The 12810-nt window shown below is 65.4% G+C and carries 14 protein-coding genes; 7 read left to right on the forward strand and 7 right to left on the reverse strand.

Annotated features, from left to right (window positions below):
* Positions 1 to 54: 54 nt before the first annotated feature.
* The 7 genes from EAG14_RS16545 to EAG14_RS16575 all read left to right on the forward strand — a co-directional run bounded on the left by EAG14_RS16545 (position 55) and on the right by EAG14_RS16575 (position 7389).
* A complete protein-coding gene (locus tag EAG14_RS16545) occupies positions 55 to 1086 on the forward strand; it encodes a glycosyltransferase family 2 protein (RefSeq protein ID WP_121729527.1) in 1032 nt (343 codons plus the stop codon).
* Positions 1087 to 1106: 20 nt separating this feature from the next.
* A complete protein-coding gene (locus EAG14_RS16550; RefSeq protein WP_121729528.1) occupies positions 1107 to 1847 on the forward strand; it encodes a class I SAM-dependent methyltransferase in 741 nt (246 codons plus the stop codon).
* Positions 1844 to 3178: a UDP-glucose/GDP-mannose dehydrogenase family protein gene (locus EAG14_RS16555; protein ID WP_121729529.1), complete on the forward strand. Its 1335-nt coding sequence runs from the start codon at positions 1844 to 1846 to the stop codon at positions 3176 to 3178. Before EAG14_RS16550 ends, EAG14_RS16555 begins: the two co-directional genes overlap by 4 nt.
* Before the next feature lie 5 nt (positions 3179 to 3183).
* Positions 3184 to 4350, forward strand: a complete 1167-nt coding sequence (locus tag EAG14_RS16560; protein WP_121730525.1) for a DegT/DnrJ/EryC1/StrS aminotransferase family protein — start codon at positions 3184 to 3186, stop codon at positions 4348 to 4350.
* 29 nt (positions 4351 to 4379) lie between these two features.
* Positions 4380 to 5000 carry a sugar transferase gene (locus tag EAG14_RS16565; RefSeq protein ID WP_099658168.1) on the forward strand — a complete coding sequence of 207 codons (621 nt, stop codon included), beginning with the start codon at positions 4380 to 4382 and terminating at the stop codon, positions 4998 to 5000.
* Between the two features lie 150 nt (positions 5001 to 5150).
* Positions 5151 to 6695, forward strand: a complete 1545-nt coding sequence (gene lysS / locus EAG14_RS16570; protein WP_099658167.1) for a lysine--tRNA ligase — start codon at positions 5151 to 5153, stop codon at positions 6693 to 6695.
* 28 nt (positions 6696 to 6723) lie between these two features.
* Entirely contained in the window at positions 6724 to 7389 is a 666-nt protein-coding gene (locus EAG14_RS16575) for a mechanosensitive ion channel family protein (RefSeq protein ID WP_121729530.1), read from the forward strand.
* A 49-nt stretch (positions 7390 to 7438) separates the two neighbouring features.
* Here EAG14_RS16575 and nagZ read toward each other — a convergent pair whose 3' ends face one another.
* From nagZ to EAG14_RS16610, 7 genes are all read right to left on the reverse strand, one after another.
* The gene (nagZ, locus tag EAG14_RS16580) at positions 7439 to 8530 is read right to left on the reverse strand and encodes a beta-N-acetylhexosaminidase (RefSeq protein WP_121729531.1); all 1092 of its coding nucleotides are present in this window, start codon (positions 8528 to 8530) and stop codon (positions 7439 to 7441) included.
* 50 nt (positions 8531 to 8580) lie between these two features.
* Entirely contained in the window at positions 8581 to 9003 is a 423-nt protein-coding gene (acpS, locus tag EAG14_RS16585; RefSeq protein ID WP_121729532.1) for a holo-ACP synthase, read from the reverse strand.
* Between the two features lie 57 nt (positions 9004 to 9060).
* Positions 9061 to 9837 carry a pyridoxine 5'-phosphate synthase gene (locus EAG14_RS16590; RefSeq protein ID WP_121729533.1) on the reverse strand — a complete coding sequence of 259 codons (777 nt, stop codon included), beginning with the start codon at positions 9835 to 9837 and terminating at the stop codon, positions 9061 to 9063.
* Positions 9834 to 10598, reverse strand: coding sequence for a DNA repair protein RecO (recO, locus tag EAG14_RS16595; RefSeq protein ID WP_121729534.1), 765 nt, complete (start codon positions 10596 to 10598; stop codon positions 9834 to 9836). Before recO ends, EAG14_RS16590 begins: the two co-directional genes overlap by 4 nt.
* A gap of 105 nt (positions 10599 to 10703) precedes the next feature.
* Positions 10704 to 11741: a GTPase Era gene (gene era, locus EAG14_RS16600; RefSeq protein WP_099740231.1), complete on the reverse strand. Its 1038-nt coding sequence runs from the start codon at positions 11739 to 11741 to the stop codon at positions 10704 to 10706.
* Positions 11738 to 12421 (reverse strand): ribonuclease III, encoded by a 684-nt coding sequence (rnc, locus tag EAG14_RS16605; protein ID WP_121729535.1) that lies wholly within the window; start codon positions 12419 to 12421, stop codon positions 11738 to 11740. The genes era and rnc overlap by 4 nt, the downstream gene beginning before the upstream one ends.
* Positions 12422 to 12424: 3 nt before the next feature.
* Positions 12425 to 12790, reverse strand: a complete 366-nt coding sequence (locus EAG14_RS16610; RefSeq protein WP_121729536.1) for a DUF4845 domain-containing protein — start codon at positions 12788 to 12790, stop codon at positions 12425 to 12427.
* Positions 12791 to 12810 lie beyond the last annotated feature (20 nt).

Here is a 12810-nt window from a genome sequence, read left to right on the forward strand (position 1 = left end):
TGGCCGCTAGGGCAATCAGATAAAGCGCTAGCAGCTACATAAAATATAGCAACCATGTTCACCCAACCCGCCCAGCCCCAGCTGCTCAGCGTCATCGTGCCCTGCCGCAACGAGGCTGCGCACATCGACGCCTTTTGCGACAGCGCCTTGCAGCAGCAGTTGCCCCCCGGCTGGCAGATGGAAGTGCTGGTGGCAGATGGCTGCAGCGACGACGGCACGCGCGAGCGGCTGCAGCAGCGCTGCGCGGCCGACCCGCGCTTGCGCTGGGTGGACAACCCTGGCCGCATCGTCTCCACCGGGCTCAACGCCTGCCTGCGCCTGGCGCGCGGCAGCGTGGTGGCACGGCTGGATGTGCACACCCAGTTTGCGCCCGATTACCTCGCCCAGTGCCTGGCCACGCTGGAGCGCACCGGGGCCGACAACGTGGGCGGCCCCTGGGTGGCCGAGGGGCGCGGCCCCATGGGCAGTGCGATCGCCACGGCCTTCCAGAGCCGCTGGGTGGTGGGCGGGGCCCTGTCGCGCAACAAAGCCTACGAAGGCCCCGTAGACACCGTGTACCTGGGCTGCTGGCCCCGCGCCACGCTAGAGCGGTTTGGTGGCTTTGACGAAACCCTGGTGCGCAACCAGGACGACGAGCACAACCTGCGGCTGCGCCTGGGCGGTGCGCGCATCTGGCAAAGCGGGCGCATCCAATCGAGCTACCGCCCGCGCGATTCGCTGCGCCACCTGTTTGCGCAGCAGCGGCAGTACGGCTACTGGCGCCCCTTTGTCATGCGCAAACACGGCCAGCCGGGCTCCGTGCGGCAACTGGTGCCTGCGGCCTTTGTGGCGGCTTTGGTGGGCCTGCTCGCCATCAGCCCCTGGAGTGCCTGGCCACTGGTGGCCCTGCTTGCAGCGTACGGCGGCTATGTGGGCGCTGCTTCGGTGCTGGCCGCCCGCACTGCAGGCCAGTGGCACACCCTGGCGCGCCTGCCGGTGGTGATTGCAGCCTACCACGTCGCCTACGGCCTGGGCACCTGGCGTGGCCTGTGGGACATGCTGCGCGGCCGCCAGCCTTCGGCCCAGTTTGCGCGCATCACGCGCTGAAGCCCCTGCACGCTTTTGCCATGAGCCCCACAGAACCTCCACACGAACCCGCTGCCGTGCAGGCCCGCTACGCCCGGCGCAATGCGGTGGCCGACGCGCAGCACTACAGCCTGTACGCCAGCGCCTCGGCCCTGCAGGCCCAGCAAGAGCGGCTGCGGGCCATGGTGCAGCTGTGGCGCACGCACGGCTGGCAAAGCCTGGCGGGCCTGCAGATCACCGAAGTGGGCTGTGGCAGCGGCGGCAACCTGCACGACCTGGTGCGCCTGGGCGCCCAGCCTCAGCACCTGCAAGGGCTGGAATTGCTGCACGAACGCGCAGCCCAGGCCCGTGCAACCCTGCCCGACGCGCTGGCCATCCATGCAGGCGATGCCGCAAGCGCCACCATCGCCCCCGGCAGCCAGCAGGCCGTGCTCGCGTTCACCCTGTTCAGTTCACTGCTCGGTGCCGAATTTCGCACTGCGCTTGCGCAGCAGATGTGGCAATGGGTGGCCCCCGGTGGTGGCGTGCTGGTGTACGACTTTGTCGTCAACAACCCGCGCAACCCCGATGTGCAGGGCGTGCCGCTGGCCGAAGTGCGGCGACTATTCCCGCAAGCACAACTGCATTCACAGCGCGTCACGCTGGCACCGCCCGTGGCACGCCGCCTGCCTGGAGGCCTGATTGCGCCCTGCGCCACGCTGCTACCCTTCTTACGCACCCACCGCCTGACCTGGGCGGTGAAACCGGCCCTCAGTGCAGGGCCAGAAGCTTTACCGTCATGAAAATCACCGTCATCGGCACCGGCTATGTGGGCCTGGTCACTGGCGCTTGCCTCGCAGAAATGGGCAACCAGGTGGTCTGCCTGGATCTGGACGCCCAGCGCATCGCCGCGCTGAACCGGGGCGAGATGCCCATCCACGAGCCCGGCCTGGGCGATGTGGTGGCGCGCAATGCCCAAGCCGGGCGCCTGCGCTTCACCACCGACATCGACACCGCCGTGGCGCACGGCCTGCTGCAGTTCATTTCCGTGGGCACACCGCCCAGCGAGGACGGATCGGCCGACCTGCAGCATGTGCTGGCCGCTGCACGGGCCGTGGCCGAACGGATGCAGGGCTACAAGCTCATCATCAACAAGAGCACGGTGCCCGTAGGCACCGCCGATGCCGTAGCGCGTGAGGTGGCTGCGGTGCTCGCCGCACGCGGGCTGTCGCCCGACTTTTCCGTCGTGTCCAACCCCGAGTTCCTCAAAGAAGGCTCTGCAGTGCAGGACTTCATGCGGCCCGACCGGGTGATCGTGGGCAGCGACAACGAGCACGCCACCGCCCTGATGCGCACCCTGTACGCCCCCTTCATGCGCAACCGCGAGCGGTTGATTGAGATGGACGTGCGCAGTGCCGAATTCACCAAGTACGCCGCCAACGCCATGCTGGCCACGCGCATCAGCTTCATGAACGAGCTGGCCCTGCTGGCCGAGAAGCTGGGGGCGGACATTGAGCAGGTGCGCACCGGCATCGGCACCGACCCGCGCATTGGCACGCACTTTTTGTACGCGGGCACCGGCTATGGCGGCTCGTGCTTTCCCAAAGATGTGCGTGCCCTGATCCAGATGGGCGAAAGCTCGGGCCAGCCGCTGCAGATTCTGCAGGCCGTGCAGGCAGTGAACCAGCGGCAAAAGCAGGTGCTCGTCGACAAGATCGTGGCCCGCTTCGGCGCCGACTTGCAGGGCCGCCGCTTTGCGCTGTGGGGCCTGGCCTTCAAGCCCGGCACGGACGACATGCGCGAGGCGCCCAGCCTGACGGTGATAGAGCAACTGCTGGCGCGGGGTGCGGAAGTGGTGGCCTATGACCCCCAGGCCATGCTGCAAGCACAGGCCGTGCTGGGCCCACGGCCCCACCTGTACTACGCACCCCAGGCCGATGCGGCCCTGGCAGGCGCGGATGCGCTGGTCATCGTCACCGAGTGGAAGGAATTCCGCAGCCCCGACTTTGCCCACCTGGCCGCCACGCTGAAGCACCCGGTGGTGTTTGACGGGCGCAACCTGTTTGAGCCCGACACGATGCGCACCGCCGGACTGGAGTACCACCCCATCGGCCGTGCGGCCCCACTCTCTTGATCGCCATGTCTACAGCACCGTCAAACCCCTTCCTTCCCTTCGCCCGCCCCGACATTGGCGATGCCGAAATCGCCGCCGTGACCGAGGCCATGCGCTCTGGCTGGGTCACCACCGGCCCCGTGACGCGCCAGTTTGAGCAGAACTTTGTGGACTACCTGGGTGGCGGGCTGCAGGGCGTGGCCGTGAATTCGGCCACGGCCGGGCTGCACCTGGCGCTGGAGGCCCTGGGCATTGGCCCGGGGGACGAGGTGATTGCCCCCACCCTCACCTTCACTGCCACCGTCGAGGTGGTGCGCTACCTGGGGGCCGACGCGGTGCTGGTGGATGTGGACCCGGTGACGCTGAACATCGACCCGGAAAAGATCCGCGCCGCCATCACGCCGCGCACCAAAGCCATCATGCCCGTGCACTACGGCGGCCTGGCGTGCGACATGGACGCAATCCTGGCGATTGCCAAAGAGCACGGCCTGAAGGTGGTGGAAGACGCAGCCCATGCGCTGCCCACCACCTGGCGCAGCGCACTGGTGGGGCAGTTGCAGTCCGACGTGACGGTGTTCAGCTTCTACGCCAACAAGACCATCACCACCGGCGAAGGCGGCATGGCCGTGACGCGCGATGCCGCACTGGCCCAGCGCATGCGCGTGATGCGCCTGCACGGCATGAACCGCGATGCGTTTGACCGCTTCACCTCCAAGACCCCGGCCTGGTACTACGAGGTGGTGGCCCCCGGCTTCAAATACAACATGACCGATGTGGCCGCCGCCATGGGCGTGCAGCAGCTGGCACGCCTGCCGCAGTTTGTGCAGCGGCGCGAGCAGCTGGCCCAGCGCTACCACGCTGCACTGGCCAGCCTGCCCCTGGTGCTGCCCGCCACAGCCCCATCTGGCGACGTGCATGCCTGGCACCTGTACGTGGTGCGCCTGGCTCCGCAGGCACGCATGGACCGCGATGCACTGATCCAGGGCCTGTCGGACCGGGGCATTGGCACCAGCGTGCACTATGTGCCGCTGCACCGCCACCCCTACTGGCGCGATCGCTACCAGCTCACGCCCGAGCAGTTTCCGCAAGCCGATGCCGCCTACCAGGCCATGGTGAGCCTGCCGCTGTTCACAGCCATGGGCGATGCAGACCAGGAACGCGTGATTGCCGCGCTGCACGAGCTGCTGGGCTGAAGAACTCTGCCCACCAACCTCTGTCAACCATGTGGATCAAGCGCGCTTTTGACATGGCCTTCTCGGCCACCGTGCTGCTGCTGTTGGCACCGCTGCTGGCCGTGATTGCGCTGTGGGTGCGCCGCGACTCGCCCGGCCCGGTCATCTACCAGCAAGAGCGCGTGGGGCGGCATGGGCAGCTGTTTCGCATCTACAAGTTCCGCACCATGCGCGCTGGCGCAGAGGCTGCAGGGCCGCAGATCACCGTCGGGGCCGATGCGCGCATCACCCGCGCGGGCCGATTTTTGCGCCGCACCAAGCTCGACGAGCTGCCCCAGTTTGCCAATGTGCTGTGCGGCGACATGAGCGTGGTGGGCCCGAGGCCTGAGGTGCCCAGGTACGTGGCGCTGTACCCCGCCGAGGTCGCTGCGCAGGTGCTGAGCGTGCGCCCCGGCATCACCGACCTGGCCTCGCTGGCGTACCGCGATGAGAGCGAAGTGCTGGCGCGCAGCAGCGACCCCGAGCGGTCCTATGTGCAAGAAATTTTGCCCGCCAAGCTGCAATACGCCTGCCAATATGTGCAGCAGCGCAGCCTGTGGCTGGACCTGCGCATCATTGCCCGCACCGCTGCCGCCGTGTTCCGTGCGCCAGCGGGCCCACAGAAACCTTAAAATCACCGGTTCGGCTGTGCAAGGACATCCTTCTCAGCCTGCTGATTTCGCCCCCTACAGCGCCGAAGCCACCCCACTGCCACCCCACTGCCGCCCCTTTGCGCGCCGTGGCCCCTTCCAAAAGCCCTGCAGCCACTGCACCCAGCCCCTATGTCTGAACAGAACCACGCACCCGCCCCCCAAGACGAGAACCAGCTCATCGCCGAGCGCCGCGAAAAGCTCCGCGCCCTGCGTGAAGCCCAGGCCCAGGGCGGCGCCGTGGCGTTCCCCAACAACTTCAAGCCCGCCCACAAGGCCGCTGCCCTGCAAGCCGCGCACAGTGGTGCAGACGCAGAGGCGCTGGAAGCCAACCCCGTCACCGTGAGCGTGGGCGGCCGCATGATGCTCAAGCGCGTGATGGGCAAGGCCAGCTTTGCCACCGTGCAAGACGGCTCGCTGGGCGACACCGGTGGCCGCATCCAGCTCTACATCACCCGCGATGCCGTGGGCGAAGAGCTGTACGCCGCCTTCAAGCACTGGGACCTGGGTGACATCGTGGGTGCCGAAGGCACGCTGATGAAGACCAAGACGGGCGAACTGTCGATCAAGGTCACCAGCCTGCGCCTGCTTACCAAGAGCCTGCGCCCACTGCCCGACAAGTTCCACGGCATGAGCGACCAGGAACAAAAGTACCGCCAGCGCTATGTGGACCTGATCACCGACGAGCAGGCCCGCAAGCGCTTTGTGGCCCGCAGCAAGGCCGTGGCAGGGCTGCGCGAATTCATGGTGCAAAACGACTTCCTGGAAGTCGAGACGCCCATGCTGCACCCCATCCCGGGCGGCGCCAATGCCAAGCCGTTTGTGACGCACCACAACGCGCTGGAACAAGAGATGTTCCTGCGCATTGCGCCCGAGCTGTACCTCAAGCGCCTGATCGTGGGCGGTTTTGAGCGCGTGTTTGAAATCAACCGCAGCTACCGCAACGAAGGCATCTCGGTGCGCCACAACCCCGAGTTCACGATGATGGAGTTCTACGCCGCGTACTGGAACTACCAGGACCTGATGGAATTCACCGAAAAGCTGATCCGCGAAGTGGCGCTGAAGGCCACCGGCTCGCTGCAACTGAGCTACGGCGGCCGCGAGGTGGACCTGAGCCAGCCGTTTGCCCGCCTGACGATCCGCGAAGCCATCTTCCAGTACACCGAAGCCGGTGCCCATGTGGACGACGCCGCCTGGCTCATCAGCGCCCTCAAGAAGCTGGGCATGTCGGAAGAGAAGGACAAGCTCTCCACCCGCTCGCTAGCCAGCCTGCAGGTGTTCTACTTTGAAGAAACCGTGGAAGACAAGCTGTGGCAGCCCACCTTCATCATGGAGCACCCCACCGAAATCAGCCCGCTGGCCCGCGCCAACGACACCCGCCCCGAGGTGACCGAGCGCTTTGAGCTGTACATCACCGGCCGCGAATTTGGCAACGGCTTCAGCGAACTGAACGACGCCGAAGACCAGGCCGCGCGCTTCCACGCCCAGGTGGCCGCCAAGGACAGCGGCGACGACGAAGCCATGTTCTACGACCACGACTTTGTGCGCGCTCTGGAATACGGCATGCCCCCCACAGGCGGCTGCGGCATTGGCATTGACCGCCTGATGATGCTGCTGACCGACAGCCCCAGCATCCGCGACGTGATCCTGTTCCCGGCCCTGCGCCGCGAAGGCTGATCCACAGACCGCGTTACCTCGGATATCCATGGCGATTCCCAAACACCGCCTGCCGGAGTGGGTGCAAGACTGGCTGGAGGTGATCGTGCCCGGCGGCCAGATCCTGGGCATCATGCTGGTCGCCTTTTTGCTGCAAGGGCTGCTGCGGCGGCTGGTGCGCAAGGCGGCACGGCATTACCAGTTGCCCGGCGAGCTGGTGGTGCCTATCAACGGGCTCATCCGCTGGACCATCATGGCCAGCGCCGTGCTGCTGGTGCTGGAGCGCCTGGGCGTCTCGGCCACCGTGCTGTGGACGGCCTTCACCGGCTTTGCCACCGTGGGCGCCGTGGCGTTTTTTGCGGCGTGGAGCGTGCTGTCCAACCTGTTCTGCGCACTGCTCATCTTCACCGTGCGGCCATTTCGCATTGGTGACCATGTCGAGGTGCTCGACACCGCCGAAAAGCCCGGTGCCAAGGGCCGTGTGGTGGACGTGAACCTGCTCTACACCACGCTGGAAGAATTCAACACCCCGCCGGGCAGCGCCTGGGTGCAGATACCGAATGCGCTGATCTTCCAGCGCGTGGTGCGGCGCTGGCACGGGGAGCCGCCCTCACCGGCCGCCTTGGCTCCCGCCATGCCTGCCACGGGCGCAGAGCCCCAAGCAGCCAGCCCAACCGCCAGTCCTGTGGCACAGGCCACCGTCCCCGCGCCTTGACCTCAGCAGCACCACCCGTCCCTCGGGTGGCGTTATCGCTGTCGTTTCCTCACATCAACAGGTCCAACGCCTGCATGTACGCAGGCTGCAGCATCAGCTCATCCCAAGGCTGGGGCAGTGTCTCGGGCAGCAGTGCCAGGCGGCGCGATTCGCTGTCCACGCTGGGCTGCCACAGGCCCTGGGCTTGGGCCTTTTCCAGGCCGTCGATCAATTCGTCCACCGCTTGGCCCTCGCCCAGGCTCTGGTTGCACAGCAGCACTAGGTCGCAGCCCGCCTCCAGCGCCGCCACGGCAGCAGCGGTGTAGCTCACCACCTGGCCGTCCAGGCGGCGGGCACCTTCCATGCTCAGGTCGTCGCTGAAGATGGCGCCGTCAAAGCGCATCTGGCGGCGCAAAATCTCTTGCAGCCAGCGCTGCGAGAAGCCTGCGGGGCGGCTGTCCACCTTGGGATAGATGACATGCGCAGGCATCACGCTGGTGAGCGTGGTGCTGAGCCACGGGTACGGCGCGGCGTCGTCGGCCAGGATGGCCTTGAGGCTGCGCTTGTCCACCGGCACTTCGGTGTGCGAATCGGCCTTGACGAATCCGTGGCCAGGAAAGTGCTTGCCGCAGTTGGCCATGCCCGCCTGCAGCAGGCCGTGCATCAGGCTCTTGGCCAGCAGGGCCACCACACGCGGATCGCGGTGGAAGGAACGGTCGCCAATCACGCTGCTCTCGCCCCAATCGAGATCGAGAACCGGGGTGAACGAAAAATCCACACCACAGGCCCGCAACTCTGTGCCCAGCACGTAGCCCGCCGCCGTGGCCGCATTGGTGGCCCGCAGCGCGCCGCTGCCGGGCACAGCCTTGGCGCCCTTGCCGTCATCCATCCACATCTCGCCCAGCGCGCGCATGGGCGGCAAGTGGGTGAAGCCATCGGTGCGAAAACGCTGCACGCGCCCGCCTTCGTGGTCCACGCAGATCAACAGGTCGTCGCGCACCGCCTTGATGCTGCTGGTGAGCTGCAGCAGCTGGGCACGGTCCACCCAGTTGCGGGCGAACAGGATGACGCCGCCCACCAACGGGTGGGCCAGGCGGCGGCGGTCGGTGGCGGTGAGTTCAGTGCCGGCTACGTCAATGATGAGGGGGGCGTGTTCGGTCATGGAAGATCGGATGGGTGATGAATTGCTATCAAATCAAGAGCTGCTTGCGCTTATAGGGAAAGCGCTGGAGGGCTATTCCCCTCAAAACGCTCCACCACGCAGAAGCTGGCGGCGTAATCGGTCTCGTCCGTTACGCTCAGGTGGGCATGCAGGCCGCGTTCTTCAAACCAGGTTTTCAGGGCCCCGTGCAGCACGATGACGGGCTGGCCGCTGGGCAGCTTGGCCACTTCGCAGTGCCGCCAGGTCATGGGCATACGCATGCCCAGCCCCACGGCCTTGCTGAAGGCCTCTTTGGCAGAGAAGCGCGTGGCCAGGTAGCGAAGGCCCCGGTCGGGCCAGCGCTCGGTGCGTTCGCGCCACACAGCCAGCTCGCCCGCCGCCAGTACTTTTTCGGCAAAGCGGTCGCCGTGGCGCTCCAGGCTTTCGCGGATGCGGCGCACATCGCAGATGTCGGTGCCAATGCCGTAGATCATGGTTTTGAGCCCAATATGCAGCTAGCGCTTGATAAATCAGCGCAAGCAGCTATCAAATCAGGAGTGATTGCAATCTTTAAAGCCCGCGTCGATGCATGCCTGGTAGGCCTGCACCGTGGCGGCGTAGCCCAGCTCCAGCGCGTCGGCAATCAGGGCGTGGCCGATGGAGACTTCGAGCACACCGGGCACCTCGCGCACAAAGGCAGCCAGGTTGTCGCGGTTGAGGTCATGCCCGGCGTTCACGCCCAGGCCTGCGTCCAGCGCAGCCTGGGCTGCTGCGGTGTAGCGGGCCAGTTGCTCGGCCTGCTGGGGGGTACCCCAGGCTGCGGCATAGGGTTCGGTGTACAGCTCCACGCGGTCAGCGCCCACGGCACGGGCGGCGGCCATTTGCTCGGGCACTGGGTCCATGAACAGGCTCACGCGCACACCCAGCGCCTTGCATTCGGCGATCAGCGGGGCCAGACGCTCGGCGTCTTGCGGAAAGCTCCAGCCGTGGTCGCTGGTGAACTGGTCTTCGCTGTCGGGCACAAAGGTGGCCTGGTGAGGGCGCACGGTGCGAATGAACTCCATCAGGTTCTGCGATGGGTTGCCTTCAATGTTGTATTCGCGGTCGGGCCAGGCCTTCATCAACTCGGCCAGGGCGTACACATCGTCGCCACGAATGTGGCGTTCATCGGGCCGAGGGTGCACGGTAATGCCCTGCGCCCCAGCCTGCAGGCACAGCGTGGCCGCACGGGTCACGCTGGGAATGCCCAGGTGGCGCGTGTTGCGCACCAGGGCCACCTTGTTGACGTTGACGGACAGTGCGGTGCGGGAATGTGGGTGGGTGGTCATAAGCTTTGCAAATCCATCATGAGCTGGCGGGTGCGCAGCACCGGGCTACCGCAATGGTATTGCAGCACGGCGCGCAGCTGGGGTTTGAGTTCGGCCGCCACAGGGGCGCAGGCGCGCAGCGTGGCGGTGTAGCTGGCGGCTTGGTCCAGCGCCGTTTGCAGCGCACGCCATTGGTTGCCACAGAGGCTGGCGCGGTCGGTGCCAGAAGCCGCCCGCAAGCCGCCTTCGGCCACCAGGGTGTAACGGCCCTCAGGCCGCAGGGTGGCGAACGTAGCGGTCTCAACATCGAGCGTGGGCAGCAGGCCCAACTCACGCAGCAGCAGCAGTTCAAAGCTGCGCAGCACGGGCTCCAGGGCATCGCCATGCTCGCTGGCCAGCACGCGCACCACGCCCGCATACACGTCAAACAGGCCCGCATGCGCATCGGCACGGGCCAGCAGGCGCAGCAGCAATTCGTTGAGGTACAGGCCCGACAGCAGGGCATCGCCCGTGGGCATCACATGCCCGCCCACCCACTCGGCGCCTTTGAGGGTGTGGATGTCGCCCACCCCGTCACCGGCCAGGGTGTAGGTGAGCAACAGTGGCTGCAGCGGCAGCAGCACGGGTCGGAAGTTGGAGGTGGGCTTTTTGGCCCCCTTGGCCACCAGTGCTACGCGCCCCTGGCGGCGGCAAAACACCTCCAGGATCAGACTGGACTCGCTCCAGTCGTAGCTGTGCAGCACGTAGGCGGGTTCGTCGGTGATGCGCTTGGCGGCGGCCACGGGAGGGCGTATTGGTGGGCTTGAGGAAAGGCGATGGTGGCAATGAAGGCATTCGACCCAGCACCACCGCCCAAAGAAAGGACGGCAGGCGCCGATGGAATGCGCTTACTCGTAGCCGAAGGAGCGCACGCGGGCTTCGTCGTCGGCCCAGCCCGAACGCACCTTGACCCACACTTCCAGGAACACCTTGGCTTCGAGCAACTTTTCCAGCTCTTGCCGGGCTTCGGTGCTGATGCGCTTGAGGCGCTCGCCCTTTTCACCAATCACCATGGCTTTGTGGCCATCGCGCTCGACCACGATGGTCGCAGCCACGCGCACAAAGCGCTTGTGCGCCTTGCTGGGTTCCTCATCGAACTTGTCGATGACCACGGTGGAGGTGTAAGGCAGTTCATCGCCAGTGAAGCGAAAGAGCTTTTCGCGGACGGTTTCGCTGACCAGGAATTTCTCGCTGCGGTCGGTCAACTCGTCCTCGGCGTACCACCAGCCTTGCTCTGGCAGGTATTTTTCGCAAATACCAAAGAGCCGCTCCACATCACCCTTGTTCTTGGCCGACATGGGCACAAACTCGGCAAACGGGTGGCGCTCTTGCATGCTCTTGAGCCAGGGGGCCAGCTCTGCACGGCGGTTCACGGTGTCGAGCTTATTGGCCACCAGCAGCGTCGGGATGCCGGGCTTGAACAAGGACAGCACTTTGGCATCGGCCAGGGTGAAGTTGCCTGCTTCGACCACAAACAAGATCAGGTCCACATCACCGATGGCGCCCATCACGGTCTTGTTGAGCGATTTGTTCAGCGCAGTGCTGTGCCGGGTCTGGAAGCCTGGTGTGTCGACAAACACAAACTGCGTGGCCCCCAGCGTGCGGATGCCGGTGATGCGGTGGCGCGTGGTCTGCGCCTTGCGCGAGGTGATGCTGATCTTCTGCCCCACCAGTGCATTGAGCAGCGTGGACTTGCCCACGTTGGGCTTGCCCACGATGGCGATCAGGCCGCAGCGTTGGCCATCGACCGGCGCAGCAGGTACACCCGCCGCCGCCTTGACAGCACCCGCCGCACGGGCTGCGGCCAGCATGGCATTCAAGTCATCCGGGCCTTGTGCGCTCGCAGATTCTGCGCCAGCAGCTACATTTTTAGTAGCATCGTTCATAATTTCTTCGCTTTCAATGTGGCCAGCATGGCGCCAGCGGCGGCTTGTTCCCCCGCCCTGCGGGAGCCGCCGATGCCACGTTCGGTCAGCCCCAGTTCGGTGATGTCGCATTCCACATCGAAGGTCTGGCGGTGGGCCTCACCCACGGTGCCGACCACGCGGTATTGCGGCAGTTTCATTTTGCGGCCCTGCAGCCACTCCTGCAATGCGGTCTTGGGGTCTTTGGCCACGGCCTGCATCTGAGGGTTGATCTCCACCCCCTCGAACAGACGGTGCACCAGTGCCTCGGCACCCGCATAGCCTGCATCCAGATAGACCGCTCCAATCAAGGCCTCCAGGGCATCGGCCAAGATGGAGGGGCGCTGCTGCCCACCGGACTTGGACTCGCCCTCGCCCAAGCGAAGCACCTCGGACACCTTCAAGCGCAAAGCCAACTGGTGCAAGGTGTCTTGCTTGACCAGATTGGCCCGCACACGCGAAAGGTCCCCTTCAGGCAACTGCGCCAGCCGCTGGTACAGCAAGCTGGCCACTGCCAGGTTCAAGACAGAATCCCCCAGGAACTCCAGCCGTTCGTTGTGGTCGGCCGAAAAGCTGCGGTGGGTGACAGCCCGCTGCAATAGCGAGGGATCGGAAAAAACATGCTGCAGACGGGCCTGCAGCGAAGAGAGACTGGGATGCACTAATTATTCGGTCTGGTATTGCAAACGGTAGACAAGGAAGGCTGGGCCAGCCAACGCAATCTCGCGGGAGTACTTGAAGCCGACAACGGTCTTGTCACCGCGCTTGGTGATCTCCAAATCCTTGCCGGCAATGGAGCTGATGTTGTCAATGGCCCCGGCTCGATCAAACGAGGCACGGATGTCCGCCACCGTGGAACCCTCTTTAGAGGCCTTGAGAGTGGCCTTGCGGATCGCCTGGTACTCCAGAAAAATCGGCACCGACTGCCCGCCAATCGCAAAAGTCGCCACGGCCAGCACACCAATGAAAATGACACCGACAAAAGACAGGCCACGTTGACGCGCACGCGCTGTTGTGTAACGCAAATTCATACCAAACACCCTCCTGTTGT

Origin of the sequence: Acidovorax sp. 1608163, assembly GCF_003669015.1 — a bacterium.
Classification (GTDB): domain Bacteria; phylum Pseudomonadota; class Gammaproteobacteria; order Burkholderiales; family Burkholderiaceae_C; genus Acidovorax.